At 72.6% G+C, this 25,416-nt stretch carries 22 protein-coding genes and 1 pseudogene; 8 read left to right on the forward strand and 15 right to left on the reverse strand.

The genetic code is table 11. The annotated features are described in order from the left end of the window. The 6 genes and pseudogenes from ACFXG1_RS21180 to ACFXG1_RS21205 all read right to left on the reverse strand — a co-directional run. Positions 1-224 (reverse strand): annotated as a pseudogene (locus ACFXG1_RS21180) (hypothetical protein); the annotation flags it as partial. Continuing rightward, positions 221-655: a roadblock/LC7 domain-containing protein gene (locus ACFXG1_RS21185; protein ID WP_384720798.1), complete on the reverse strand. Its 435-nt coding sequence runs from the start codon at positions 653-655 to the stop codon at positions 221-223. The gene ACFXG1_RS21185 and the pseudogene ACFXG1_RS21180, both read right to left, overlap by 4 nt. Beyond that, positions 652-2,274: a sensor histidine kinase gene (locus ACFXG1_RS21190; RefSeq protein ID WP_384720795.1), complete on the reverse strand. Its 1,623-nt coding sequence runs from the start codon at positions 2,272-2,274 to the stop codon at positions 652-654. Before ACFXG1_RS21190 ends, ACFXG1_RS21185 begins: the two co-directional genes overlap by 4 nt. A gap of 423 nt (positions 2,275-2,697) precedes the next feature. Further along, complete coding sequence (locus ACFXG1_RS21195) at positions 2,698-3,156, reverse strand: hypothetical protein (RefSeq protein ID WP_384720792.1); 459 nt, start codon at positions 3,154-3,156, stop codon at positions 2,698-2,700. A 494-nt stretch (positions 3,157-3,650) separates the two neighbouring features. Continuing rightward, on the reverse strand, positions 3,651-6,605 hold the full coding sequence (locus tag ACFXG1_RS21200; protein ID WP_384744078.1) for a BTAD domain-containing putative transcriptional regulator: 2,955 nt from the start codon (positions 6,603-6,605) through the stop codon (positions 3,651-3,653). 187 nt (positions 6,606-6,792) lie between these two features. Further along, a complete protein-coding gene (locus ACFXG1_RS21205; protein WP_384721246.1) occupies positions 6,793-7,551 on the reverse strand; it encodes a polysaccharide deacetylase family protein in 759 nt (252 codons plus the stop codon). 409 nt (positions 7,552-7,960) lie between these two features. Here ACFXG1_RS21205 and ACFXG1_RS21210 point away from each other — a divergent pair, with 409 nt between their 5' ends. Beyond that, a complete protein-coding gene (locus ACFXG1_RS21210) occupies positions 7,961-9,178 on the forward strand; it encodes an amidohydrolase family protein (RefSeq protein ID WP_384723982.1) in 1,218 nt (405 codons plus the stop codon). Between the two features lie 114 nt (positions 9,179-9,292). On the opposite strand, the gene ACFXG1_RS21215 is transcribed toward ACFXG1_RS21210, so the two are convergent. The 9 genes from ACFXG1_RS21215 to ACFXG1_RS21255 all read right to left on the reverse strand — a co-directional run bounded on the left by ACFXG1_RS21215 (position 9,293) and on the right by ACFXG1_RS21255 (position 15,998). Further along, positions 9,293-9,754, reverse strand: a complete 462-nt coding sequence (locus ACFXG1_RS21215; protein ID WP_384724029.1) for a nitroreductase family deazaflavin-dependent oxidoreductase — start codon at positions 9,752-9,754, stop codon at positions 9,293-9,295. A gap of 236 nt (positions 9,755-9,990) precedes the next feature. Then, entirely contained in the window at positions 9,991-10,536 is a 546-nt protein-coding gene (locus ACFXG1_RS21220; protein WP_384724031.1) for a GNAT family N-acetyltransferase, read from the reverse strand. Then, entirely contained in the window at positions 10,536-10,901 is a 366-nt protein-coding gene (locus ACFXG1_RS21225; protein WP_384744081.1) for a GntR family transcriptional regulator, read from the reverse strand. The genes ACFXG1_RS21220 and ACFXG1_RS21225 overlap by 1 nt, the downstream gene beginning before the upstream one ends. Positions 10,902-10,965: 64 nt before the next feature. Beyond that, positions 10,966-11,967 carry a DUF1648 domain-containing protein gene (locus ACFXG1_RS21230; RefSeq protein ID WP_384720518.1) on the reverse strand — a complete coding sequence of 334 codons (1,002 nt, stop codon included), beginning with the start codon at positions 11,965-11,967 and terminating at the stop codon, positions 10,966-10,968. A 229-nt stretch (positions 11,968-12,196) separates the two neighbouring features. Next, entirely contained in the window at positions 12,197-12,610 is a 414-nt protein-coding gene (locus ACFXG1_RS21235) for a nuclear transport factor 2 family protein (RefSeq protein WP_384744084.1), read from the reverse strand. 210 nt (positions 12,611-12,820) lie between these two features. Continuing rightward, a complete protein-coding gene (locus ACFXG1_RS21240) occupies positions 12,821-13,999 on the reverse strand; it encodes an oxygenase MpaB family protein (protein ID WP_384716064.1) in 1,179 nt (392 codons plus the stop codon). Positions 14,000-14,050: 51 nt separating this feature from the next. Next, complete coding sequence (locus ACFXG1_RS21245; protein WP_384716061.1) at positions 14,051-15,109, reverse strand: polyprenyl synthetase family protein; 1,059 nt, start codon at positions 15,107-15,109, stop codon at positions 14,051-14,053. Beyond that, complete coding sequence (locus ACFXG1_RS21250) at positions 15,099-15,395, reverse strand: polyprenyl synthetase (RefSeq protein WP_384716058.1); 297 nt, start codon at positions 15,393-15,395, stop codon at positions 15,099-15,101. The genes ACFXG1_RS21245 and ACFXG1_RS21250 overlap by 11 nt, the downstream gene beginning before the upstream one ends. A 147-nt stretch (positions 15,396-15,542) precedes the next feature. Next, complete coding sequence (locus ACFXG1_RS21255) at positions 15,543-15,998, reverse strand: GNAT family N-acetyltransferase (RefSeq protein WP_384716055.1); 456 nt, start codon at positions 15,996-15,998, stop codon at positions 15,543-15,545. Positions 15,999-16,060: 62 nt separating this feature from the next. On the opposite strand from ACFXG1_RS21255, the gene ACFXG1_RS21260 reads away from it, so the two are divergent. From ACFXG1_RS21260 to ACFXG1_RS21290, 7 genes are all read left to right on the forward strand, one after another. Continuing rightward, a complete protein-coding gene (locus ACFXG1_RS21260; RefSeq protein WP_384716052.1) occupies positions 16,061-16,786 on the forward strand; it encodes an SMI1/KNR4 family protein in 726 nt (241 codons plus the stop codon). Positions 16,787-16,901: 115 nt separating this feature from the next. Further along, the gene (locus ACFXG1_RS21265; RefSeq protein WP_384716049.1) at positions 16,902-17,852 is read left to right on the forward strand and encodes an LLM class F420-dependent oxidoreductase; all 951 of its coding nucleotides are present in this window, start codon (positions 16,902-16,904) and stop codon (positions 17,850-17,852) included. 17 nt (positions 17,853-17,869) lie between these two features. Next, positions 17,870-18,664 (forward strand): SDR family NAD(P)-dependent oxidoreductase, encoded by a 795-nt coding sequence (locus ACFXG1_RS21270; protein ID WP_384716047.1) that lies wholly within the window; start codon positions 17,870-17,872, stop codon positions 18,662-18,664. A 150-nt stretch (positions 18,665-18,814) separates the two neighbouring features. After that, on the forward strand, positions 18,815-19,945 hold the full coding sequence (locus ACFXG1_RS21275) for an LLM class flavin-dependent oxidoreductase (RefSeq protein ID WP_384744088.1): 1,131 nt from the start codon (positions 18,815-18,817) through the stop codon (positions 19,943-19,945). 30 nt (positions 19,946-19,975) lie between these two features. Continuing rightward, on the forward strand, positions 19,976-21,715 hold the full coding sequence (locus ACFXG1_RS21280; protein ID WP_384744090.1) for an amidohydrolase family protein: 1,740 nt from the start codon (positions 19,976-19,978) through the stop codon (positions 21,713-21,715). Positions 21,716-21,723: 8 nt separating this feature from the next. After that, a complete protein-coding gene (locus ACFXG1_RS21285; protein ID WP_384744109.1) occupies positions 21,724-23,211 on the forward strand; it encodes an aldehyde dehydrogenase family protein in 1,488 nt (495 codons plus the stop codon). Positions 23,212-23,781: 570 nt separating this feature from the next. Next, the gene (locus ACFXG1_RS21290; RefSeq protein ID WP_384744092.1) at positions 23,782-25,341 is read left to right on the forward strand and encodes an APC family permease; all 1,560 of its coding nucleotides are present in this window, start codon (positions 23,782-23,784) and stop codon (positions 25,339-25,341) included. Positions 25,342-25,416: the final 75 nt, after the last annotated feature.

Below are 25,416 nucleotides of genomic sequence, written 5' to 3' on the forward strand. Positions count from 1 at the left end.
GCCGACGGCGGTAACGGGACGCCGTTCCCGGGGTCGGCGGGCCCGGCGGACGGTGGCCCGGACGGCGGCCCCGGGACCCACCCGGGCGCGCCGGTCACCGTCTCCGGCCTCACCAGACCGGTCAGTACCGAGAGCCGTTCCAGATTGCCCGTACTGGGCCGGGCCTGCCCGCCCGTCGACAGATACGCCGGGACCAGGGGCCGGCCGCCCCTGCGGGCGGTCATGCCGGAGTGACGTCGCCATCGGTACCGCGGGGCGCGGCGGACATGGCCTTCTCGCCGAGCCGCGCCACCTGCGAGTGCACTCTGTGGGCCAGCAGATCGAGCCGTACCTCCGGATCGCCGAAGGCGGCGACACAGGTGCCGTGCCGGGTCGGGGCGACCAGGATGTAGCCGTGGTCGGACTCGACGACGACCTGGCGGACCTCGGCGGTGTCCTGGTCCGCGAAGGTCGCGGCGGCGCTGCGGCAGGCGCCCTGGACGGTGCTGATGATGGCGGCGGTGCGCTCCGCCGACGGCCGGGACAGCCGGTCGGAGTAGCCGGAGACCAGGCCGTCCAGCGTCAGCAGGACGGCGGCCCGTACATGCGGGATCTCCAGGATCGGGTCGAGCACCCAAGCGGTGTCGCCGGTCTCGCGGGAGGTACGGGAGGTCATCGGGGGTCTTTCCCTTCGGTGTGGTCGGCGCCGTGGTCGTGGGCGCCGGGGTCGGCGGCGTTGCGTGCGGCGGCGGTACCGGCCTGGAGCGCCCCGAGGGCGGCGGCGGCCTCCTCCGGGGTGCGCACGGGCGGCCGGGGGCGGGCGGGGGCCGCCCCGGTCGCGGCGGGTTCGTCCGGCCGGACACGGCGGCGGCGCCGGGGGAGCGCGTCGCCGTCGGGCTGGAGGTGCGGGGGCGGGGCGGGCGGCCCGGCGGGCTCGTGGGTGACGGCGTCGGCGGGCGGGAGAGGGGAGTTGTACGGCGGTACGTGGCCGGGGCCGGGCCGCGGGTGTCCGGCGGGGTTCGCCGGCGGGGGTACGGCTCCGGGCGCGCCGGGCGCCGGGTGCGGCGCGGGCGACGAGTGCACACCGGTCGGGTGCGGCGCGGGCGGTCGGTGAGCGGGTGTCCGGTGCGGGGGCAGCTGGTGGGCGTGCGGGAGGAGATGGCGGCCCGAGTCCTCCTGCGCCGCGGCCTCCGCGGCGCCGCCCCGGGTGGAGCGGGGCGCGCTGGCCGCCGGGGGGCGCTCGGCGGGGTCGATCCGGCTCAGCAGATGGCCCTTGACGAGCAGGACGGCCCGGACACCGCCGTAGGGCGACGGCGACGACAGATCCACCGAGAGGTCGAACTGCCGGGTGAGCTGGCCGATCGCGGCCAGGCCCATCCGCGGCGGGTCGCCGAGTTCGGAGAGGAGAATCGGTTCCGTACCGGCCACCATCCGCTGGGCCCAGGAGCGTTCGGCGGCGGCCATGCCGACGCCCGCGTCGTCCACGGTGACGGTGACGCCGTGGTGGGCCCGCTCCAGATTGACCACGACCCGGGTGTCGGGCGACGAGTGGCGCAGGGCGTTGTCGAGGAGTTCGGCGACGATGATGGCGACGGGTTCGACGGCGTGCGAGACGAGCGCCGTGCCGTCCTCCAGATGGTTGCCGATCTTGACCCGGTGGTAGCCGACGAGCCTGGACTGGCCGCCGGTGACCGCGTCGACCAGGTGCGACTCCTCGCGGGCGAGTCCCACCCAGGCGCCGCAGACCACGGCGGCGACCTGGGCGCGGCGCAGGGACTGCTCGTTCTCGTGGTCGAGCGCGTAGAGGGTCTGGGCCAGTTCGGGGTCGTCGTACCGCTGCTGGAGTCCGCGCAGGACGTCCTGGAGGCGGTAGAGGCCCGCCTGGATCTCCCGGGTGGCGCCCCGCATCCCGGCCCGGGCGGCGGCGTCGACCCGTTTGCGTTCCTGGGCGAGGGCCGTGGTCAGTCCGGCCAGTACGCCGTCGAGCGCGTCGCCCAGTTCGGCGCCGGTGGCCTCGGGGCGCAGGGCGCCGGGGACCCGCAGATGGGGGTGGGCGGTGGCGGCGGCGGTGGCCGGGAGTCGTTTCTCCGCGAGATGCGCGACCTCGGCCGCGTACGCCCGTGCGGTGCGGTCGGCTTCCTCGCGGGCGACCCCGAGATGGGTCCTGAGGGTCTCGATCTCCTCGGTCTGTCGGTGGCGCTGCCGTCGCGACCGCAGGAGCCCGCCTCCCAGGGCGAGAGCCGACAGGGTCCCGGCGGCCAGGCCGGCGGCGGCCAGCTCCGGTATCTCGATCATCGAAACCTCGGGGGGAGGGCGGTGGTTCTGGTGCCGTCGTCGGACGACCGCTCAAGTACACACCGTCATTGATCGATTGCGGGAGGGGGCCCGGGAAGAAATTGTGAACTTGTTTTAATGATCGGCCACTTATGTCCGGGATTGGCGCTCTTTGGTGCGCGAGCGGCCTCAAGTGGCCTCTGAGGTGGCCGTGATGACTGTTTTCCCTGGTGAGCGCGTTGCCGCAGCCGTACCGGCCCGGAACCCGGCCCGCGACGTGGCGCGGGGGCCGCGGACCCGGACCCGGACCCGCGACACGGCGAAGCCCGGTCCCGGGTCTGTGCGGTGGCCCGGGACCGGGCGGATGAAAGCGGTACGGCCGCGACGCTCCCCCTGACCGTCGCGGCCGTACCCGTGCGGCCGGTCCCCCGGCCCCCGGAGGGCTCAGTCCCGGGGGCGCGGCGGCGACGGCGTGTGGCGCTCCATCGTGACGATCTCCTCGTCCGCGGAGGGCTCGGGCGAAGTGGTGGGCGGCGTGGCAGCGCCGTCCGTCGCCGGAGCGCCGCTGTCGCCCGTGGTGGTGGAGTCCACCGGTGTCACGGGCGGCGTCGTGGGCGGCTGGGAGGGGTTCGTCGAAGGAGCCGGCGGCGCCGGGGTGTGCCGCTCACGCGGCAGGATGCCCTCGGCGGGCGGGATCGGCGCCTTGGTGTCGGTCCGGCCGGCGGGCGCCGGGTCCGCGATCACCGGCGGCACGGTCGGCGCGACCGGACCCGGAGCCGTACCGGAATCGGCCGGAACCGGTGCCGGGGGCGCGGGGGTATGGCGCTCCCGGGGCAGGATGCCCTCGACGGCGGCGGTCTGTGCGGCACCGCGGATGAAATCGTTGGAATGGTTCTGTGTCATCTTTCTGTCCCCCTTGGATTGGTGCGGGCGGAACGTAGGTGGCCTTCCGGCCGGGGACTCCCCCGAGGGTCCCCGGACGGAAGGCCGGGGGACCTGTCTCCTCACCCCCCGGAGAGGAGAGAAGGTCCCGGGTGCGATCCGTCTGCCCCCCGTTGCGACGGATCGACTGCAAGAGAGAGCATGTCGGAACGGCATAAACATTCGATGAACGTCCAGAAAGAATGCGGTCACAACACCGCCGACCTGGGGAAACGCCCACGATGTGGCGTTCGGCGCGGAGGGCGTCGTCGAAAGTGCGCCCTTCGAACTCCTCAGTACGCGCCGCTACGCCCCCTTGCCGGGGGCGCCGGTCACTCCATGTCCGTATTCATATACGCACAGACGGTCGAGCATGGTTCAGTGGCGCGCGTAGATGTGACGACCGTCACATAAGTCGGGTGCGGGAGGGCGTCCCGGTCGGGTCGGAGCGGACCGGGACGCTCCGCGGAGGGCGCTCAGAGGGTGCTCAGCGGCGCCAGCAGCCCGCGCGCCTCTTCCGCTTCCGGCGCGCCCGCGGTCTCCAGCAGGGACTTCGCCTCCAGCCAGCAGGCGCGGGCGCGGTCCGCCTGGCCGAGGGTCGAGAGCGCCCGGCCGAGGGTGATCAGGACGATGCCGCGGATCCGGTCGCCGCCGATGCAGCCGATGGCGAGGGCCTGTTCGCAGTGCTGGGCCGCGCGGGCCGCGCGCCGGGCCGAGAGATGCACCTGGGCGATCCGGAAGTGGGCCGTCCCCTCCCAGAGCCGCTGCCGGTTGGCCTCGAAGAGCTCCATCGCCTCGGAGAGCTGTTCCAGCGCGTCCGCGTGCCGGCCGGCCTGGGTGAGGGCGACGCCGAGGGCGTAGCGGGCGTTGGCCAGCCGGAGGGTGTGCCCGATCCGTTTGTAGATCGCGACGCCCTGCCGTGCGAGGTCTATGGCCTCGGGGACCCGGTCCAGGGCGAGCTGGGTCCTGGAGAGGTTGCAGAGCGCGCTGGCCTCGGTCGAGTCGCTGTCGTCCCGGCGGGCGCCCTCGGCGGCGCGGCGCAGGAACTCCTCCGCGTCCTCGTACCGGCCCTGGTTGAAGGCGATGATGCCGCGGTCGTTGTCCGCCCAGTAGACGGGGGCGGGGTCGTCGACGGAGACCGCGAGTTCGGCGGCGATCCGGGCCTCGTCGTCGGCGTCCTCGTACCGCCCCGCGACCAGATGGACGTTGGTCATGGACGTACGGGCCCGGCCCTCGGCCCGGGCGTCCCGGGTGGAGCGCGCCGCGTCCCGGACCGCCAGGGCCGCGATCTCGTACAGCTTGGAGTTGGCGCCGGACTCGGCGAGCCCCTGGGCGGCCCACAGCAGATCGGCGGCGAGCGCGAGCCGCCGGCCGCCGGTGGCCTGCCGAGCCCCGGCGAGCATGCAGTGCGCCTCCGCGTACAGCCAGTCCTGGGCGCGGCGGCGGTCGGTGAAGACGACGCCTTCCAGGGTGGTGGGCCCGAGGTGGTCGACCAGCCGGTCGCCGGGGCGCTCGATGCCGTAGACCCGGGACGCGGTGGCGAGATAGAAGTCCAGCAGCCGGGCGAGGGCGGCCTCGCCCTCCTCGGGCCGTTCGTCCCGTTCGGCGCAGGCGCGGGCGTAGAGGCGGACGAGATCGTGGAAGCGGTAGCGGCCGGGCGCGGCGGACTCGACCAGCGATGTGTCGACGAGGGCTTCGAGGAGGTCCTCGGTCTCCTGGACCGGGCGGCCGAGTACGGCGGCGGACGCGGCGAGGGAGATATCGGGGCCGTCGGCGAGGCCGAGCATCCGGAAGGCATGGGCCTGGGCGGGCTCCAACTGGCCGTAGCCGAGTTCGAAGGTGGCCTTCACGGCCAGGTCGCCCGCCTGGAGTTCGTCGAGACGGCGGCGCTCGTCGGCCAGCTTCTCCGCCAGCACCGACACGGTCCAGGTGCGGCGGGCGGCCAGCCGGGAGGCCGCGATCCGGATCGCCAGCGGCAGGAAACCGCAGGCCGCGACGACATCGAGGGCGGACTGCCGCTCCGCGGAGACCCGTTCGAAGCCGACGATCCTGGTGAAGAGCTGAAGCGCCTCCTCCGGGGACATCACATCGAGGTCCACGAGGTGGGCCCCGGCCAGGTCGACCATCCGCACCCGGCTGGTGACCAGGGCTGCGCAGCCCGCCGTGCCCGGCAGCAGGGGCCGGATCTGGGCCGCGTCCCTGGCGTTGTCCAGCAGGACCAGGACCCGGCGTCCGGCGAGGGTGGAGCGGTAGAGCGCGGACCGCTCGTCCAGTGTCTCGGGGACGGACGCCTCGGGGTGGCCGAGGGCGCGCAGGAACGCGCCGAGCACGGCCTCCGGTTCGGTGGCGCGGTTGCTGGTGCCCTGGAGGTCGATGTAGAGCTGGCCGTCGGGGAAGCGGGGCCGGGCCTCGTGGGCGACATGGACGGCGAGCGTCGTCTTCCCGACCCCGCCGATGCCCGCGAGCGCCGAGACCGCCATCACGGATCCCTCGGCCGTCGCCAGCTGTTCGCCCAGCTCGCGGACGAAGGAGGCACGGCCGGTGAAATCGGGCACGGTCGCCGGGAGTTGGGCGGGCTGCGCCACGGGCGGCGGGGCCGTATGCGGTTCGGCGGGCGCCGCGAGCGCGGTGTCGGCGCGCAGGATGCGCTCCTGGAGCTGGGACAGCTCGGGGTTGGGGTCGACGCCCAGTTCGTCGGCGAGGAGGCGGCGGGTGTCGGCGTAGACGGCGAGGGCCTCGGCCTGCCGTCCGCTGCGGTAGAGGGCGAGCATCAGCAGCTCCCGCATCCGCTCCCGCAGCGGATGTGCCGCGGTGAGGGCGGTCAGCTCGGATACGGCCTCCGCGTGCGCCCCGACCTCCAGATCGAGATCGAGCCGGGTCTCCAGCAGCTGGAGCCGCCACTCCTCCAGACGGGTGCGCTGATTCTCCGCGTACGGCCCGGGGACATTGGCCAGCGGCTCGCCGTCCCACAGCCCCAGCGACTTGTTGACCAGCATCCGGGCATGACCCGGGTCGCCCGCGGCCCGGGTCTTCTCGGCCGCGGCGGCCAACTCCTGGGCCACGAACAGGTCCAGGGCGTCGCGCTCTATCCGCAGGGCGTAGCCGCCGGACTCGGAGATCAGGGTCGTCGCCGAGAGCACCTTGCGCAGCCGGTGGGCGTACGTCCGGATGGTGGCGAGGGCCTGGGACGGCGGCTCCTCGCCCCAGATCGCGTCGATCAGCTCGTGGGACGTCGCGGTCCTGCCGTCGCGCAGCAGCAGCGCCGAGAGCAGGGCGCGCTGCTGTGGCGAGCCGGGTGGCAGCGGCTGCCCGGCGCGCCACGCACGCACCGGTCCGAGCACGCTGAAACGCAGATCCACGGCTCCATTGTCGACCTCGTTGGGCGCCGGAGAGCGCTGCTCCGGTACGCGAGGCCCGTTGTCACGGTCCATGCTGCCCCCTGCCCCCAACTGCCGGTTCGCACCCACAGTCTGCCTTGTGTACGACGACTCCGACAGCAGCGGAGCGCTTCATTCGGCTTATTGCCCGGGCTGTCCTGGCCCCCGACGCCCCGTGGCGATCACCCGCCGCATCCGCCGGGACGCCCTCCGTCGGCACACGGCGACGGGGGACGAAGTGTCAAGGTCGGTAGATTTCACCGGGGTTCGCCTCGGCGGGTGCCAGCAGTTGGGAGACCGTGACGAAGGTGTAGCCCCGCTTTTTCAGTTCTGTGACGATCCCGGGAACGGCGGGAACCGTCCCGTCGTAGATGTCATGCAAAAGGATGATTCCATCCTTCTTCGCCTGCTTCAGGATCCGGCTTTTGATCAGCTCGGAGTCCGTGGTCGAGTAGTCCTTCGCGGTGGCGTTCCACAGGATCTGGGCCAGGCCCAGCTCCTTCGACACCTCGGTGACCTCGTCGTCGATCCGGCCCTGCGGCGGACGCATGAGGGTGGGCTTCTGCCCGGTGATCTTCTCCAGCTCGATCTGCGTCCGCTCCAGCTCCTCGCGGATCTCGCTCTTGTTCAGCTGGTCCAGCCGGCGGTGGGTCCAGGTGTGGTTGGCGACCTCGTGACCCTCGTCGGCGAACCGTTTCACCACCTTCGGCCAGCGGTCGAGATGGTTCTTGCCGAGGACGAAGAAGGTGACGGGCACCTTCTCCTTCTTCAGATAGTCGAGGAGCTGGGGGGTCTTCACGCCGGGGCTGGAGTCGAAGGTCAGCGCGATGCACTTGACCTTCTCGCAGTCGACGGTCCCGGGCGCCACCTCCCCCTTCGCCTTGCCGCGGGCGGTCGCGGGCGCGGTGGTGTCCATTCCGCAGGCCGCGAGGGCGGGGGTGAGGGCCGCGAGGGCCGCCGCGGTGGCTATTCGGCGGGCTTTCCTCCGGGTGGCGGGCATGGTGAGGATCCCCCTGGGGCATCTGGAGCGACTGATTCCGCATGCACACTACACACGGGCCGGGACCCGCCCGGTGGGCGGGACGGGCGTGGGGGAAGACGTGACGGAGGGTGCCGAGGTTCCGTACGGGACGGAATGGGTCTCCGGGGCGGGTTCGACCCGTGCTCGGATCGCGCACGGGCCGTGCTCGGGTCGTGCTCGGGCCGGGGTCGACCCCGGCCCGGCCCGGGCTCCGCAAGGGCTCTGCCCGGCCCGATGCGATGGGCGACCCCCGGATTCGAGGGGTGCGGCGGGCTCCCGTGCGGGGGTGCGCCCGGTCGCGTACCCCTGGACCCTCTCCCGTTCCCTCACCCTCCGTGACCCCGTCCAACTTGCTGACGAACCGTCAGATCGACGCTACCGTGACCCCATGGAGACCTTCCCCAAGATCATCTCGGTGGACGACCACACGGTGGAGCCCCCCAACGTCTGGCGGGACCGGCTCCCGTCGAAGTACCAGGACGTCGCCCCGCGCGTCGTCCGCGCCCCCCTGAAGGAGATGACCTTCCTCGGCGGGAGGTTCGCGCCCGTCATGGGCGCGAAGGGCGACGAGGGCCCCATCGGCGACTGGTGGGTCTACGAGGACCTCCACCGCCCCCTCACCCGTCTCGACACCGCCGTCGGCTACGACCGGGACGAGATCAAACTCGAAGTGATCACCTACGAGCAGATGCGCCCCGGCTCCTACAGCGTCCCCGACCGCCTCGCCGACATGGACGTCAACCACGTCCAGTCCGCCCTCTGCTTCCCCACGTTCCCCCGCTTCTGCGGCCAGACCTTCACCGAGGCCGAGGACCGCGAACTGGGCCTCCTCGGTGTGCGCGCCTACAACGACTGGATGGTCGAGGAGTGGTGCGGCCCCGAGGCGCGGGGCCGGCTCATCCCGCTCACCCTCGTCCCCCTGTGGGACGCCGGGCTGGCCGCCGCCGAGGTCCGCCGCAACGCCGCCCGGGGCGTACGCGCCGTCGCCTTCTCCGAGATCCCCCCGTTCCTGGGGCTCCCCTCGATCCACGGCGACGACTGGGACCCCTTCCTCCGGGCCTGCGACGAGACCGGCACAGTCATCGCCATGCATATCGGCTCGTCCTCCCGGATGCCCTCCACCTCCGCCGACGCGCCGCCCGCCGTCGGCTCCACGATCACCTTCGCCAACTGCTGCTTCTCCATGGTCGACTGGCTGATGAGCGGCAAGTTCGAACGCTTCCCGAACCTGCGGATCATGTACGCGGAGGGCCAGATCGGCTGGATTCCGTACATCCTCGAACGCGCGGACGTCGTCTGGGAGGAGAACCGCGCCTGGGGCGGGGTCGCGGACAAGGTGCTGCGCCCGCCGTCCGAGCTGTTCGCCGGGCATGTCTACGGCTGCTTCTTCGACGACCCCTTCGGGCTGCGGAACCTCGACGCGATCGGCGTCGGGAACGTGCTGTACGAGACCGACTACCCGCACTCGGACTCCACCTGGCCGAAGTCGCGCGAGGTCGGCGTCTCCCAGATGGGTCATCTGGCGCCGGACGTGGTGGAACGGATCGTGCGGGGCAACGCGATCGAGCTGCTCGGGCTGACGGAGGACGGACTGTGGGCGGGCTGAGCCGACCGCGGGCCGGGCCCCGGGGTCCGGGCCCCGGCCCACGGTCGGCTCGGTCCCCCGGTCGCGGTCGGCTCGGCCCCCTCGGTCGCGGTCGCGGTCGCGAAGGCCGCCCGGTCAGCCCGCCGGGGCGGGGTCGGCCCGCTCCAGCGCCACCACGGGGATGACCCGCTCCGTCCCGGCCTGGTAGGCGGCGAAGGCGGGCACCCGCTCGCCCTGCTCCCGGTAGAGCCTGGCGCGCTCGTCGCCCTCCAGTACGGTCGCGACGCCCGCGTACGTCTCCACCCCGCCCGCGCCGTCGCCGATCTCGACGGTGACCCGGGGGTCGGCGAGGACGTTCCAGTACCAGTCGGGATGCCGGTGGGAGCCCCCGTTGGAGCCGAAGACGAGGAGCCGGTCGCCGTCCCGCGCGTACGCCACCGGATTCGTCCTGGGCCGTCCGCTCCGGGCCCCGGTGGAGGTCACCAGGACGAGGGGCAGCCCCTCGAACATCCCGCCCACCAAGCCGCCCCCGGCCCGGAACTCCTCGATGATCTTCTGGTTGAACTCCGCGGTCGACTTCGGTCGCTCATCGGACACGGCTGGTCCCTTCGATAGCGTCGGTTCGGTGACGGGTCCCGCCGACCCAGCAAAGCACCATCGGCCCCCGTCGCCCGCCCCGGAAGGCGCGGGATTTCCCGCGATCCGCGCGCGGCGCACGGGCGGGCGCACGACACGCCAGGGGCCGCCAACGGCCTCCGGCCGAGGGGCCATCACCACGAGATCCGTCCCGGCCGAGCCCACGCGGACGGCGCCGTCGGCTCGGGCTGTGCGTGCTACGCGGGCCGGGCGGACCGCGTCGTCAGCGGCAGATGCATGATGTGCAGGCCCACATACCCCTTCTCCGGGTGGTGGAAGCCCTCCGGGAGGGTGCCGATGACGCTGAAGCCCAGGGACTCGTAGAGCCGTACCGCGTGGATGTTGGTCTCGACGACCGCGTTGAACTGCATCGCGCGATAGCCCTGGTCGCGGGCCCAGTCGATGCTGTACGCGCACAGGGCGCGGCCCACGCCCCGGCCGGCGTGGGCGGGGTCGACGAGATAGCTGGCGCCGGCGATGTGGGAGCCGTTGCCGTGGTGGTTGCGGTTCATCTTCGCGCTGCCGACCACCGTGCCGTCGGGGGTGGTGGCCACCACGGTGCGGTTCGGCGCGGGCAGGAGCCACCAGCCGGGGGCCTCGTCGTCGGAGAGGTCCGTGGGGAAGGTGAAGGTCTCGCCCGCCGCCATGACGGGGTGGAAGAAGGCCGCGATCGCGGGCCAGTCGCCGGTGGTGGCCTCGCGCAGCAGGAGCGGTACGCCGTCGCGGGTCGTGTACTCGTTCATCAGATGGTCCCGGGGTTCAGGGTGCGGCTGATCAGGGTGAGGAGTTCGTCGTCGGTCAGGCCGACGGCGCGCGCCTCGGCCGCCAGCTCGTGGATGTGCTGGACGAGCCGGCCGCGGCCGGGGTCCGCGCCGTCACTGATCAACGCGCCGCGGCCCCGGCGGAGTTCCACCAGCCCCTCGTCGCGGAGTTTCTGATAGCCCCGCAGGACCGTGTGGAGGTTGATGTCGAGCGACTTGGCGAGGTCCCGGGCGGCGGGGAGCCGTTCGCCGGGGGCCGCCGTGCCGTCCGCGAGCGCGCGGCGGACGGAGGCCGCGACCTGGTCGCTGAGGGAGATCGACGACTGGGGGTCGATTCGGAAGAGCATCTCTCGGCCTCGGCCTCGGGAGGGGGACGGGGGTGCCGTACGGGCCTGGGGCCGGCTGTACGGGTCAGGCGGCGCGGTGGGCCCGGTCCGCCAGGGCGTTGAGCGTGGCGGCCGCGGTCGTCGCGTCGTCCACGGTCACCAGGAACGTACCGCCCGACGCCTTGCCGACGGCCAGCGCGTCGCCGGAGCGCAGGATCAGCCCGCTCGCCCCGGCCCTGACCCGGTAGCCCCAGCCGCCGAAGTCGCGTACGGGACTGACCGGCCGGGTCGTGGCGGCGGCGATCTGGTCGAGGGGGATCCGGACCCGGGGGCGGCGCAGCCCGGCCGGGGTGACCGTGAGCCCTTGGGAGTCGGCGGTCACCCGGACCCGGCCGGTGGCGGCGAAGAGGAACCCGAGCGGAATCGCCGAGGCGAGCAGCCAGCCGCCCGCGTAGACCGCGGCCGCGGCCAGGGCCGCCACGGTCAGACCGCCCGCGACGAGCAGGCCGGGCGCGGTGACGGTACGGGTCCAGGCGATCTGCTCCCCGGGGCCGAGCGGCAGCCGTCCGGCGGCGGACGACGCCTCGTCCGGGGCCGCCGCCAGCGGGTCGGGCCCGGCGGCGAACCAGGCCAGGGCCCCGGCCGCGCCCCCGGCCGCCGCCGCTCCGGCGATATGCCAGTCGGAGAACCGTACGGTCGCCGGGTCGCCGACGCCCGCGTTGGCGAGGAGCAGCAGCACCAGCAGATAGCCGACGAGGGCGACCGTGCCCGCGCCCGTGGCGAGCAGTGCCCGGGGCGCGGAGGCCTGTTTCGCGTCGGAGGTGAAGCGGGACAGCACGGCGAAGAGGGTGCCGAGGCCGGCGAGGGAGAGCAGCGCCGTCACGGTGAAGGCGCCCCGGCCGGTGAAGTCGTCGGCACGGCCGTCGCCGCCCATGTGCGTGGCGAGTTCGCCCGGTAGCCGGTCCCGTACGGACAGATAGACCGCCAGGAACACGGCGACGGCCAGGACCGTCGGCGCGACCGCGATCCACCACCTCCGCGCACGGGCCGTCGCCGGGATCTCCTCCGGGGCCGCGGGACGTCTCACATCACCCTCCAACCGATTCGGTTAGTTCTATGTCTACTAGAACAATAGAGGGTGGGGGTGCCTCAGGGGAAGGGGAAAGAGGAGGCCGCGGGCGGCGGGTTACGCGGAACCCACCGCCCACGGCGCGCGCCCGCACTCCTCCGGCGGGCGCGCTCCCCCGGGGCGCGGTGAACGGGGGAGCAAGGGGGAAGCTCACCCGCATCGCGCCCGCGGGTGCCGGTGGGGGAGGTCAGGCCCCCGGCACCCGGTCGAGGAAGCCGAGTACCGAGGTGATCCGGCCGTCGTCGGCCAGGGTGATCACGTCGAAGCCGGCCGCGGGCGACGAGCCGTCGGCGACGACGACCAGGTCCCAGCCGAACCGGGCGATGCCGTGGTGTCCGTCGACGGTGCCGCGGAGCCGGAACTCGCAGCCGGGGAACTGTTCGGCCGCCGCGCCGAGGCCGGCCGCGACGCCCTCGTGGCCGCGGACGTCCATCAGCGGGTCCAGATAGGAGCCGTCCTCGGTCCAGGCCGCCGCGACGGCCCCGGCGCGGGCCTCGGCGCCGGAGGCGTTCCACGCGGCGAAGTAGCGCTCGACGGCGGTCTCGTAGACGGCGGCGGAGAGTTCGGCGCCGGCGGACGTGGCGGGTGTGGTGGCGGACATGGCGGACCGTCCTTCGGGGTCGGGTGGGCCGGGGGCTCGGGGGAGGCTCCCCGCCCGGATCCCGCCGCCGGGATCCTTCCCGGATCCCTCCCGGATCCCTCTGGGGGCTTTCCGGCGGCGACGACTCCACCCTGCCCGTCCCGCCCCCGGGGCGTCGATGACGTCCGAGGTAATGCCGGGGTTCCTCGTCCCCGTTCTCCCCGGGGCCGTTCAGCCGACCGTCGCCGGGGGCGGGCTCCAGCGGTCCTTCGGGCGGACCGTGTCCGGAACGCCGTACTCCTTCCGCAGCGACTCCGGGATGGCGTAGTGCATCACCCGCCCCCGGGTCAGCGCCGACAGTTCGAGACCCGAGACCAGGGCGCCCATCCGGTCCAGCGCCCACGCCCCGTACGGCGAACGGTCCTCGACGCTCTCCAGCGCCCCCAGCAGCCGCGGTACGGCGCCGACCACCGTGTCCCAGGGGGTGCGCGGCACCCGCAGCCAGTCCGCGCAGGTGTCCCCGACGAGATGCCGGACCAGCGCGCCCACCAGCGGATCGAAGAACGTGCCGGGGACGACCTCCTCGTAGAGGTCGATCAGCTGGCGGGTGAGATGGACCCCCTCGTCCGACGGGCCCATATTGAGGGTCATATACAGGTCGAAGTACTGGCGGCCCTCCTCGACGCTCTTCGGCACCGACTCCTGGTCGACGCCGAGCATCGCGCCGACCACCCGCCAGGCGTAGAAGTAGGCGTCGGCACCCTCGTTGCTCATATGGATGCCCAGCCTGTGCATGCTGTCGAGGACCAGCATCGAGAACATCATCTGGCCGCCGATCATGTCCTCCTGGGAGATCGGCGTCCCCTCGGCCGCCCGGTCCCAGTGGTCCTCGCGCAGCAGATGGTGCCGGATCGAGGCGTGCAGCAGCCGCACCTTCTGCGCCGCCGGGACGAACCGGCTGCCCGCCTCGAACGCGTCCGGCCGCATCAGATAGACCACGAACTGCCCGGTCTCCGCCATCCGCTTCGACGGATACGCCAGCGAGTGCGTCGCCGACAGCAGCCGGGCCACGCGCGGGGTGACATAGCAGGCGGGCATCGAGGCGAAGGAGAGAGCCGTGTTGATATGGACGTTGTTGTCGACGAAGAAGAGCCTGGCCCGCTCCATCCGGTCCCAGTCCACCCAGGCGGGCGGCGCGGACGTGGCCTCCAGATACTCGCGGGCCACGTCCGGCAGGCCATCGGGGAGCGGGGAGCCCGCCGTGGAGACATAGCGCATCAGGGTGTTGAACGTCCCGACCTCACCGCGTTCGATGAGCGCGGCGACGGTCGCGTCGGCGAGTTCGTCACCGGCGTTCCGCAGGGTGTGCAGGGACGTCTCGGTGTACGGGTACGCGGGATGGGTGGTCACGGGCCCTGCCTTTCGGAGGCGCGGTACGGATACGGGGGGTGACGCGCGGGGTCAGGACTGGCGTACGGTCGCCGATCGCGCGAGCGCCGTCAGCGCCGCCGACGCCGTGCCCGGGACCGCGCACCCCGCGAGCGCGTCGGTCGCCTCGGCCACCCGCGTCGTGATCATCCGCTCGATCCGGTCGGGCGACCCGAGCCGGGTCATCAGCGCCCGGACCGTATCGACCCCGTCGGCGTCCAGCGCCCGGCCCCTGGCCAGCAGCCGCCGCAGCATGGCCCGTTCGGACTCGTCGGCGACCCGCCAGGTCTCGGCCAGCAGCGCCGTGGGGCGGGCGGTGCGCAGATCGTCGGGGCTGGCCTTCCCGGTCCTGGCCGGGTCGCCGAAGAGCCCCAGCAGATCGTCCCGGAGCTGGAACGCCTCACCGAGCGGCAGCCCGTACGCCGAGAAACCGGCCCGCAGCCGCTCACCGGCCCCGCCCAGTACGCCGCCGATCAGCAGCGGCTGCTCGACCGTGTACTTGGCGGTCTTGTAGCGGATCACCTTCAGCGACGACTCCGTGTCGGGGGCCGTACCGGTCCGGAGGATCTCCAGGCACTCGCCAGCGATCAGCTCCCGGGCCATCGCCGACCACAGCGGCCGGGCCCGCGCCAGATAGGCGGCGGGCAGCCCGCTGGTGGCGAACAGCTGCCCCGCCAGGGCCATCAGCAGATCCCCGACCAGCATCGCCAGCGACCGGGCCGCCGTCGCGCTCCGGGGGCGGCGCCGCGGCCGGGCCCTGAGCGCGATATGCGCGGTGGGGCGGCCGTGCCGCAGGGCGCTCTCGTCGATCAGGTCGTCGTGGACCACGGCGGCGGCGTGCACCAGCTCCATCGACGCGGCGGCCCGCAGCAGCGCGTCGCTGTCGGGCTGACCGGCCGCGCGCCAACCCCAGTAGCAGAACGCGGCCCGCAGCCGCTTGCCCTCGGAGACGGCCTCCTCCAGCTGCCGGGCGACGGGGACCAGCTCGGCATCGATCGCCACCAGCTCGTCCGCCTCCCGGCCGACGAAGCCGCGCAGCGCCTCGTCCACCCGGCCCTTGAAGGCGCCGGGGTCGAACGGGTCAGCCCGCATCGGCCGCGTGGCGGGAGTTGCGGGCCAGAACCTCCAGATGGGCCGGGGGCCGGGACGCGTACCGGTCCAGCGCGATCCGCCCCCGGGCCCGGAGGTCGTGTCCGGCGTCCTCCAACAGGTCGGCGGAGTCGGCGCGCCGGAGCAGTCCCCGTACGGTGTCCACGGCTGTGCCCACCACCGTGCCGGCCGTGCTCAGCGCCAGATCGGCCAGCCCGGCGGCCACCAGCACGGCCTCCTCGTCCAGCCGCCGGTCCCGCCCGGCCTCCGGTGACGACGACATCGACATCCCGCCCTCCCCGTCCGCGGAACACCCGTCCACGGCCCGGATTTCAGGGTGTCCCCGGTGCCCCGGCGCGAACGAGGGCGCGAACCGATAAACGTCCCAAAGGATGAGCACTCGGAAGTACATGCGTTTTCCCCGCGGGGACGCGGTTCAGAGGGTGCGTTCGAAGCAGAGGGAGTCGGGGGAGTCCCGGTACGCGCCGAAGGGGGCGACCGGGGCGTACCCCGAGCGGGTGTAGAAGCGCACCGCCGCGCCCTGGCGCGCGCCCGTCTCCAGGCGGAGGCTGGTCCAGGCACGGGCCCGGGCTCGGTCCTCCAGGGCCTTCAGGACGGCGTCGGCGGCGCCCAGGCCCCGGGCCGTCGGGGCGACGTACATCCGCTTGATCTCGCCCGTCGCCGGGTCCAGCGCGCGCAGGCCGCCGCAGGCCACGGGAGTGCCGTCGGGGGTGTACGCGACGACGAAGACGGGGACGTCGGCGGCGGACGGGGCGATACCGGGCTCGCTCTCCGTCGTGCCGTAGATCTCGGCTATCTCGGCGCGCTGGGCGGCCCGCAGCGCCTCGGCATCGGGCGCGGACCAGGGGATGTCTTGGATCGTGTACTCCATGCCGGGATTGTCGCCGGGGGATGTTTCGGGCGGATGTCAGTGGGGGCCGTTACCGTCGGTGCATGGACATCGTGGTGGGGATGCGGGACGCCGTCGCCGGGCGGCGGGCCGCGTGGGAGTTCGTACGGGGTTATGCGCGCGTGTGGTGCGCGACGCCACTCGCCGACGGGGACGGCTGCGGCCCGGAGGAGATCGCGGCGGCCGAGGAGCGGCTCGGGCTGCGGCTGCCCGCCGCGCTCAAGGAGGCGTACGCCCTGCTGGGGCGGCGGCCCGATCTCACCAGCAACCACGACTCGTTGCGCCCGCCCGCCGGTCTGGAGGTGGACGCCTCGGGGGAGGCGCTGGTCTTCCGGGACGAGAACCAGGGGGTGTGCGTCTGGGGGATACCGCTCGCGGAGATCGGCCGGGACGATCCGCCCGTGGTCGTCCGGCTCGATCTCGCGGACAAGGCAAGCGAGTGCTGGGAGCCCTGGCTGGACCGGGTGTCGCACTGCTTCGTGGAGATCGTGCTCGCCGAGTCGGCGCACGAGCCGGAGGAGCTGGCCGAGTATCTCGACGAGGTGGACCCGGAGACGGTTCAGGGCGCGCCGGGGTTCGTCCGGCTGCCGTTCCCGGAGTACCCCATAGGCCAGACCCCGGGGACCCGCTGGTACGCGAGCCCGGACGCCCTGCTGCGGTACGACGAGGGGATGGTGACCGTACGGGGGCGTACGGAGGAAGCGCTGGAGCGCGCTCTCGACGGTCTCATCGGGCCGGACGAGGACAAGGACGAGGACGAGGAGCGGTAGGCGCGGGCGCGTCCGGTACCGGCGGCGGCGGCCTTGTCTCCCGCGGTGCCAGGCATCACGATGACGGAAGCCAATATGTGACGTACCGTCAGATCGATGCCGAGGAGGCGCCACGATGCCTGCGCGGACCCTGCCCGAAGGGCGTCTGTCGTACGGGATGCAGCTCCCCGTCCAGTCCCAGAGCACCCTCTACGCCGAGCCGTGGGAGGCCCGAGCGGGGGTGGAGGACCTGGTCGAGGTGGCCAGGACCGCCGACCGCACCGGCTTCGCCTATATCGCCGTCTGCGACCACATCGCGATCCCCCGGCGGCTCGCCGGCGCCATGTCCACCGTCTGGTACGACCCCGTCGCCACGCTCTCGTTCCTGGCCGCCGCCACCCGCCGGGTCCGGCTGCTCAGCCATGTCGCCGTCGTCGGGCTGCGCCATCCGCTGATCACCGCCAAGCAGTACGCGACCCTCGACCATCTCTCCGGCGGCCGGCTGGTCCTCGGGGTCGGGGCCGGGCACGTCCGGGAGGAGTTCGACGCGGTGGGCGCCGACTTCGACGGGCGCGGCCGGGTGCTGGACGAGACGGTCGACGCGCTGCGGGCGGCCCTCGGACCCGACGAGTTCCCCGAGCACAGCGGCGAGTCGTTCGCCTTCTCCGGGCTCGGCCAGCGGCCCCGGCCCGTACAGGAGCGGGTGCCGTTGTGGATCGGAGGCTCGTCGCCCGCCGCCGTGCGCCGGGCCGCGCTCAAGGGCGACGGCTGGCTGCCGCAGGGCGACCCCCGCGACCGGCTGCCCGCGCAGATCGCTCGGCTGCGGGAGCTGCGCGAGCGGGCCGGGATCGCCTCGCCCGCCGAGATCGGGGCGATCGCCGAGCCGCTGTACGTGGGGGAGCCCGGCTTTCCCGTGGGGCGGCGGACCCTGACCGGGAAGCCGCAGGCGCTCGCCGAGTCGCTGCGCGCCTACGGGGAGATGGGCGTCGACCAGATCCAGGTCCGCTTCCGCAGCCGGGACCGGCATGAACTCATCGACCAGATGGCCTCCTTCGCCGCCGAGGTCGCGCCCCATCTCAACGACTGACACCCGGGAGACGACGGATGACCGGTAACGGAAAGCTGGACGGGCGGGTCGTGGTGATCACCGGAGCCGCGCGCGGACAGGGCGAGGCCGAGGCCCGGCTCTTCGCCGCCGAGGGCGCCCGGGTGGTGCTCGGTGACGTCCTCGACGAGCAGGGCGCGGCCGTCGCCGCCGAGCTGGGGGAGAAGAGCGCGGCGTACGTACGGCTCGATGTGACCCGGGAGGAGGACTGGCGGGCGGCGGTCGCGGTGGCCGAGGAGCGGTTCGGCCGGGTCGACGGGCTGGTCAACAATGCCGGCATCCTCCGCTTCAATGAGCTGGTCAATACCCCGTTGGAGGAGTTCCAGCAGGTCACGCAGGTCAATCAGGTCGGGGTCTTCCTCGGGATGAAGACCGTGGCGCCCCGGATCGCGGCGGCCGGTGGCGGCACGATCGTCAACACCGCCTCCTATGCCGGGATGACGGGGATGGCCTATGTGGGCGCGTACACCGCCTCCAAACACGCGGTCGTCGGTCTCACCCGGGTCGCGGCGCTGGAGCTGGCGCCGAAGGGGATCCGGGTCAACGCGGTCTGCCCCGGCGCGGTGGACACCCCGATGACCGACCCGGCGGCCCTCGCCCCGGGCCGGGACGCGGAGCGGGCGAGGGCGTCGGCCGCCGCGCTCTACGCGAAGGTGATCCCGCTGGGCCGGGCCGGGCGCGCGGAGGAGGTCGCGGCCCTGGCGCTCTTCCTGAGCTGCGACGACTCCTCGTACATCACCGGCCAGCCGTTCGTCATCGACGGCGGCTGGCTGGCCGGCGTCACCCCGGCGTGAGCGACCCGTCATCGCATTCTGATGGGTCGTCAGCTATTGACGCCTCACGGGGGCGGTGGAACAGTCGGGACCAGAAATCTGACGGTGCGTCAGAAGTCGAGTGGCCGGGAACCCCGGGAACGAACCAGAGCCGAGGACGGTGAACCGCCCGTGGAATTCGGGATCTTTGTCCAGGGATATGTCGGCAAGCGCGCCGAGACCGATCCGCTCGCCGAGCACAAGGCGCTGATGGAGGAGACCGAGTACGTCATCCAGGCCGACAAATCGGGCTTCAAGTACGCCTGGGCGTCCGAGCACCACTTCCTCGACGAGTACTCCCATCTCTCCGCCAACGACGTCTTCCTCGGCTATCTCGCCCACGCCACCGAACGCATCCATCTCGGCTCCGGCATCTTCAACCCCCTCGCCCCCGTCAACCACCCCGTCAAGGTCGCCGAGAAGGTCGCCATGCTCGACCACCTCTCCGGGGGCCGGTTCGAGTTCGGCTCGGGACGGGGCGCGGGCAGCCACGAGATCCTCGGCTTCCTGCCGGGCATCACCGATATGAACCACACCAAGGAGATCTGGGAGGAGACGATCGCCGAGTTCCCCAAGATGTGGCTCCAGGACGAGTACGAGGGGTTCTCCGGCAAGCACTGGTCCCTGCCGCCGCGCAAGGTGCTCCCCAAGCCGTACGGGAAGGCCCATCCGCCCATGTGGTACGCGGCGGGCTCCCCCTCCTCGTACGCCATGGCCGGGAAGAAGGGCCTCGGCGTCCTCGGCTTCAGCGTCCAGAAGGTTTCCGACATGGAGTGGGTGCTGGACTCGTACAAGACGGCGATCAAGGAGGCGAAGGCGGTCGGCGCGTTCGTCAACGACAACGTCATGGTGACCTCCACCGCCGTCTGCGCCGAGACCCACGACAAGGCCGTCGAGATCGCCGTCGGCGGCGGGATGAACTACCTCCAGTCCCTCCTCTTCCGGTACCACGACACCTTCCCCCGGCCCGAAGGCGTCCCCGAGTGGCCCGAGCTGCTCCCCGAGTACACCCCCGAGATCGTCGAACTCCTCATCGCCGAGGAGCTGATGATCTGCGGCGACCCGGACGAGGTCCGCGCCCAGTGCGAGCGGTGGGAGCGGGCCGGTGCCGACCAGCTCTCCTTCGGGCTGCCGATCGGCGTCTCGTACGAGGACACCATGAACTCCATCAAGCTGATCGGCGAGCACGTCATCCCGCATATCGACACCGACCCGGTGCACCGCACCACCCGCTTCCGGCAGGCAGCCGCCGAGAACGGCTGACCCGGGCGGGCCCCGAGGGGAGGAAACGCGATGCTCGACCACCTCATCCGCTCCGCCGCCGTCGTCGACGGCACCGGCGCGCCCGCGTACCCCGCCGACGTCGGGATCCGCGACGGCCGGATCGCCGTCGTCGGACCGCCGGGCGGTATCACCGAGGAGGCCGCGACCACCGAGGACGCCACCGGACTCGTCCTCGCGCCCGGCTTCGTCGACCCGCACACCCACTACGACGCCCAGCTCTTCTGGGACCCCTACGCCACCCCGTCCCTGAACCACGGCGTCACCACCGTCGCGGGCGGCAATTGCGGCTTCACCCTCGCGCCCCTCAACCCCGACCGCCCCGGGGACGCCGACTACACCCGGCGGATGATGGCCAGGGTCGAGGGCATGTCCCTGGTCGCGCTGGAGGAGGGCGCGCCGTGGACCTGGCACACCTTCGGCGAGTACCTCGACGCGCTGGAGGGCCGGATCGCCGTCAACGCCGGATTCATGGTCGGCCACTGCGCGCTGCGGCGGTACGTCATGGGCGCGGACGCCGTCGGCGGACAGCCCACCGAGGAGCAGCTCACCGCCATGGTCGAGCTGCTGCACGACGCGATGCGGGCCGGCGCCTGGGGCCTGTCCACCACCCAGTCGTCCACGCACGCCGACGGCGACGGGGCGCCCGTCGCCTCCCGGCACGCCCGCCCCGGGGAACTCCTCGCCCTCTCCGAGGCCGTCGGCGCGCACGAGGGCACCCAGCTCGAAGCCATCGTCGCGGGCTGCCTCGACCAGTTCAGCGACGCCGAGATCGACCTCTTCGTCCGGATGTCGGCCACGGCCGGCCGCCCGTTGAACTGGAACGTCCTCACCGTCGACGCCGCCGTACCCGAACGCGTCCCCCGCCAGCTCCTCGCCGCCGCGAAGGCCCGCGCGGCGGGCGGCCGGATCGTCGCCCTCACCATGCCCATCCTCACCCCGATGAATATGTCCCTCGGCACCTTCTGCGCGCTGAACCTGATCCCCGGCTGGGGCGACGTCCTCGCCCTGCCCGTACCGGAACGGATCGCGAAGCTGCGCGACCCGGAGGTACGGGCCGGGATGCTGCGCCGCGCCACGTCCAAGGAGGCCGGGGTCTTCCGGCGGCTCGCCGACTTCGGCCGGTACGTCATCGGGGACACGTACAGCACCGCCAACGAGGGGCTCGGCGGCCGGATCGTCGGCGACATCGCCGCCGAACGCGGCCAGGACCCCTTCCACTGCCTCGTCGAGATCTGCGCCGAGGACGGACTGCGGACCGTGCTGTGGCCCATGCCCACCGACAACGACCCGGCCTCCTGGGAGCTGCGGAAACGGACCTGGGAACACGAGGACGTCCTGCTCGGCGGCTCCGACGCGGGCGCCCATCTGGACCGGATGTGCGGCGCCCCGTACACCACCCGCTTCATCGGCGACTGTCTGCGCGGCCGGAAGCTCGTCCCGCTGGAGACCGCCGTGAAGATGCTCACCGACGACCCCGCCCGGCTCTTCGGGCTCCGCGAACGCGGCCGGATCGCCGAGGGCTACCACGCGGACCTCGTCCTCTTCGACCCCGAACGGATCGACGCCGCGCCCGCCCGGCTCGTCCACGACCTCCCCGGCGCCGGCCCCCGGCTGGACGCCGAGGCGATCGGGGTGGTGTCGGTACGCGTCAACGGCGTCGAGGCCATCCGCGACGACACGGTCACCGGCGCGCGGCCGGGCACCGTGCTGCGGTCCGGCCGGGACACGAAGACGGTGTCCACCCGGTGACGGCGGCCATGGTTGAGGGGCGGCTCTTCCTCGACGGCGCGTGGGTCGAGCCCGACGGCGGGCACTACGAGATCACCGACCCGGCGACCGGCGAGGTCGTCGGGCTCGCGCCCGAGGCGAGCCGCGCCCAGGTGTACGAGGCCGCCGCCGCCGCACGGGCCGCGTTCGGCCCCTGGTCGCGGACCCGGCCCGAGGAACGCGCCCGGATCCTCGACCGGGCCGCCGACCTCATCCGGCGGGACGCCGACGCGTCGGCGGAGCTGGCCCGGCGGGAGAGCGGGGCGACCACCGCGACCGCGCGCGCCATGCAGGTCCAGGTCGCCGCCGCGCGCTTCCACCGGTACGCCAGGGGCGCGCTGGAGCCCGTGGAACAGCCCCTGCCGCCGCAGATCACCGCCGCCGGGCCGATGGGCGGCGGCGGGGTCCTCGGCGCGCTCGCGGTCCGGCGGCCCGTCGGCGTCGTCAGCTGCATCACCTCCTACAACAACCCCTGGGCCAACCCGGCCGGCAAGATCGCCCCGGCGCTGGCCATGGGCAACACGGTCCTGGTGAAACCCGCGCCGCAGGACCCGCTGTCGGTGTACCGGCTGGCCGCCGCGCTCGCCGAGGCGGGTGTGCCGCGCGGGGTGGTGAACGTGGTCACCGGCTCCGCCGCCGGGACCGGGGAGGCCGCCGTCGACTCGCCCGATGTCGACATGGTCAGCTTCACCGGCTCCACGGCCGTCGGCCGCCGGATCGCGGAAGTCTGCGGACGCGGGATGAAACGCCGGCTCATGGAGTTGGGCGGCAAGGGCGCCGCGATCGTCTTCGACGACGCGGACGTGGGCGCGGCGGTCGCCGGGATCGGGACCACGTTCTCCTTCTACAGCGGACAGATCTGTACGGCTCCGACCCGGGTCATCGCCCAGCGGGGTGTGTACGACCGGGTTGTCGACGGGCTCGCCGCTTACGCCCGCCGGCTGCGGATCGGCGACCCCGCCGACCCGAAGACGGTCGTCGGCCCCCTGATCTCCGCCGCGCACCGCGACCGGGTCGAGTCCTATGTCGCCCTGGGCGTGAAGGAGGGCGCCCGGCTGGTGACGGGCGGCGAGCGCCCGTCGTCCCCCGTACTCGACCGGGGTTTCTATGCGGCCCCGACGCTCTTCGCGGAGTGCGGGAGCGCGATGCGGGTGGTCCGGGAGGAGATCTTCGGCCCGGTCGTCGTCGTCCTCCCCTTCGACACGGAGGACGAGGCGGTCGCCCTCGCGAACGACAGCGACTACGGCCTGATCGACTACGTCTGGTCCGGCGACCCGGCCCGCGCCTTCCGCGTCGCGGGCCTGCTGCGGACGGGGGGTGTCGGCGTGAACACGGTGGGGCGGAACATGGAGGCGCCGTTCGGGGGCTTCGGCGCCAGTGGGGTGGGCCGGGACGTGGGCTCGTACGCGCTCCACGCGTACTCGGAAACCCAGTCCCTGGTCTGGCCCGGCGGTCAGGCCCCCTGCGGGGGGCACTGAGGCGGAGGTCCAGGGGCGCCGCACCCCTGCGGGGGCGGTGAGGTGGAGGCCCTAGGGGCGCGGGGAACTGCGCGATCAGCAACGGACAGTCCGCAGTCCGCCTAGATGCTTCGGTGGCAGTACCTACCGTGTCCGTACGGCGTCTGTACGCGGTATTCGGTCCGCGGACCGTGGTGGGCTGGTCGCGCAGTTCCCCGCGCCCCTGAACACCCTGGCCTGACCGCCCCGCAGGGGTGCGGCGCCCCTAAAAGCCTCGGCCTGGCCCGCTCCGCAGGGATGCGGCGCACCTGAACACCCTGGCCTGACCGCCCCGCAGGGGTGCGGCGCACCTAACCACCCCCACCTCGCCCCGCAGGGGTGTGGTGGGAAAATTTCAAAAGGGGTAAATCGGGCACGGCTGCGGTTATCGTAGCTCGGGAAAATGGCCTTACGCCTTGTAAGTCTCGATTCACGATCGCCATCAAGCTTTCATCTTGAGGCAATGCGGCGAACCCGCCCCCGAAATCAAGGGTTCGATATCCGGACGGATCTCCTCCGGATGTGGAAATCGTAGGGGTTACGGTCCTGTCCATGACTCAGCTGGAAGCCCGGCCGCAGGCCGGAGACACGGGAGGGGCCGCCGCCCCCCGCGAAGGCGGTGGCGTACGCGGCAAAGGGCTCGGCGGGAACTCCGTCGGGTTGACGGGCAGCACCGTCATCGGGATCTCCACCGTCGCGCCCGTCTACTGCCTCACCTCCACCCTCGGCGCCACCGCCGCCGTGGTCGGGCTCCAGATGCCCGCGATCTTCCTGGCCGGCTTTCTGCCGATGCTGCTGGTCGCCTTCGCGTACCGCGAGCTGAACCGGGTCATGCCGGACTGCGGTACCTCCTTCACCTGGACAGTGAAGGCGTTCGGGCCGAAGGTGGGCTGGATGTGCGGCTGGGGCCTGGTGGTCGCCACGATCATCGTGCTGTCCAATCTCGCGGGCGTCGCGACCTCCTTCTTCTGGCTGCTCGCGGGCGAGATCACCGGCAGTGAGTCGGTGGCCGCGCTCGACGGCAACAAGGCCGTGCACATCCTCACTGTGCTCACCCTGATCGCGATCGCCACCGCGATCAGCTACCGGGGCATGACGGCCACCAAGAGTGTCCAGTACGCCCTCGTCGGGCTCCAGCTGCTCGTACTCGCGATCTTCGTCGCGATGGCGGTGGGCAAGGCCGGGGAGTTCGAGACGTCGCTGTCCTTCTCCGCGGAGTGGCTCAACCCCTTCGCGGTGGAGTCCTTCGCCGCCTTCACCGCCGGTCTCTCCCTCTCGATCTTCATGTACTGGGGCTGGGACGCCTGTCTCAGCGCCAACGAGGAGACCACCGGCAGCGGTAAGACCCCCGGCCGGGCGGCGCTCATCGCGATGGTCGTCCTGGTCGGCTCGTACCTCGTCACCGGTGTCGTGGCGCAGATGGCGGTCGGTTCCGGCGAGACCGGTCTCGGTCTCGCCAACCCGGAGACCTCCGACAACGTCTTCGCCGTACTCGCCGGCCCGGTCATGGGCACGGGACTCGGCGTCCTGCTCTTCGTCGCGGTTCTCGCGTCCGCCGCCGCCAGCTTGCAGACGACCTTCATCCCGGTGGCCCGTACGGTGCTCGCGATGTCGACGTACGAGGCCCTCCCGGCGTCGTTCCGCAAGGTGAACCCGCGGTTCAAGACCCCCGGCCTGGCGACCGTCGTCGCGGGTGTCGGCACCGGCGCCTTCTACACCGTGATGTCGCTGCTGAGCGAGAACGTCCTCACCGACACGATCTACGCCCTCGGGCTCATGATCTGCTTTTACTACTCCCTCACCGCGTTCGCCTGCGCCTGGTACTTCCGCCGTGAGATCCGCCGCTCCGGCCGCGACCTCCTCTACAAGGGCGTGTTCCCGGTCCTCGGCGGGCTGATGCTGGCCGCGGTCTTCGCCAAGACGCTGTACGACATGTGGGACCCCTCCTACAGCGGCTCCTCCGTCGGCGGTGTCGGCACGGTCTTCGTCATCGGTGTCGGCCTGCTGCTCCTCGGCCTGGTGATCATGCTGGTGATGAACCGGAGGAGCCCGGCGTTCTTCCGGGGCGAGGTCCTGAAGCGGGACACCCCGTCGCTGGTCATCGCCGACTGAGCGGGACGGGGCGCGGGGCACGGGGCACGGGCCGGACGGGGACTCCCCGTCCGGCCCGGGCCCCCGATGTCTCGC

It is taken from the genome of Streptomyces sp. NPDC059248, assembly GCF_042753905.1.
Taxonomy (GTDB): Bacteria; Actinomycetota; Actinomycetes; order Streptomycetales; family Streptomycetaceae; genus Streptomyces.

Excerpts from the sequence above, each read along its gene's own strand:
- ACFXG1_RS21210 (WP_384723982.1), top strand. The coding sequence starts at position 7,961 with ATGGAGACCTTCCCCAAGATCATCTCGGTGGACGACCACACGGTGGAG.
- ACFXG1_RS21185 (WP_384720798.1), bottom strand. The coding sequence starts at position 655 with ATGACCTCCCGTACCTCCCGCGAGACCGGCGACACCGCTTGGGTGCTC.
- ACFXG1_RS21200 (WP_384744078.1), bottom strand. The coding sequence starts at position 6,605 with ATGGACCGTGACAACGGGCCTCGCGTACCGGAGCAGCGCTCTCCGGCG.
- ACFXG1_RS21190 (WP_384720795.1), bottom strand. The coding sequence starts at position 2,274 with ATGATCGAGATACCGGAGCTGGCCGCCGCCGGCCTGGCCGCCGGGACC.
- ACFXG1_RS21225 (WP_384744081.1), bottom strand. The coding sequence starts at position 10,901 with ATGCTCTTCCGAATCGACCCCCAGTCGTCGATCTCCCTCAGCGACCAG.
- ACFXG1_RS21265 (WP_384716049.1), top strand. The coding sequence starts at position 16,902 with ATGCCTGCGCGGACCCTGCCCGAAGGGCGTCTGTCGTACGGGATGCAG.
- ACFXG1_RS21255 (WP_384716055.1), bottom strand. The coding sequence starts at position 15,998 with ATGGAGTACACGATCCAAGACATCCCCTGGTCCGCGCCCGATGCCGAG.
- ACFXG1_RS21280 (WP_384744090.1), top strand. The coding sequence starts at position 19,976 with ATGCTCGACCACCTCATCCGCTCCGCCGCCGTCGTCGACGGCACCGGC.
- ACFXG1_RS21195 (WP_384720792.1), bottom strand. The coding sequence starts at position 3,156 with ATGACACAGAACCATTCCAACGATTTCATCCGCGGTGCCGCACAGACC.
- ACFXG1_RS21290 (WP_384744092.1), top strand. The coding sequence starts at position 23,782 with ATGACTCAGCTGGAAGCCCGGCCGCAGGCCGGAGACACGGGAGGGGCC.
- ACFXG1_RS21270 (WP_384716047.1), top strand. The coding sequence starts at position 17,870 with ATGACCGGTAACGGAAAGCTGGACGGGCGGGTCGTGGTGATCACCGGA.
- ACFXG1_RS21285 (WP_384744109.1), top strand. The coding sequence starts at position 21,724 with ATGGTTGAGGGGCGGCTCTTCCTCGACGGCGCGTGGGTCGAGCCCGAC.
- ACFXG1_RS21245 (WP_384716061.1), bottom strand. The coding sequence starts at position 15,109 with ATGCGGGCTGACCCGTTCGACCCCGGCGCCTTCAAGGGCCGGGTGGAC.
- ACFXG1_RS21260 (WP_384716052.1), top strand. The coding sequence starts at position 16,061 with ATGGACATCGTGGTGGGGATGCGGGACGCCGTCGCCGGGCGGCGGGCC.
- ACFXG1_RS21250 (WP_384716058.1), bottom strand. The coding sequence starts at position 15,395 with ATGTCGATGTCGTCGTCACCGGAGGCCGGGCGGGACCGGCGGCTGGAC.
- ACFXG1_RS21205 (WP_384721246.1), bottom strand. The coding sequence starts at position 7,551 with ATGCCCGCCACCCGGAGGAAAGCCCGCCGAATAGCCACCGCGGCGGCC.
- ACFXG1_RS21235 (WP_384744084.1), bottom strand. The coding sequence starts at position 12,610 with ATGTCCGCCACCACACCCGCCACGTCCGCCGGCGCCGAACTCTCCGCC.
- ACFXG1_RS21220 (WP_384724031.1), bottom strand. The coding sequence starts at position 10,536 with ATGAACGAGTACACGACCCGCGACGGCGTACCGCTCCTGCTGCGCGAG.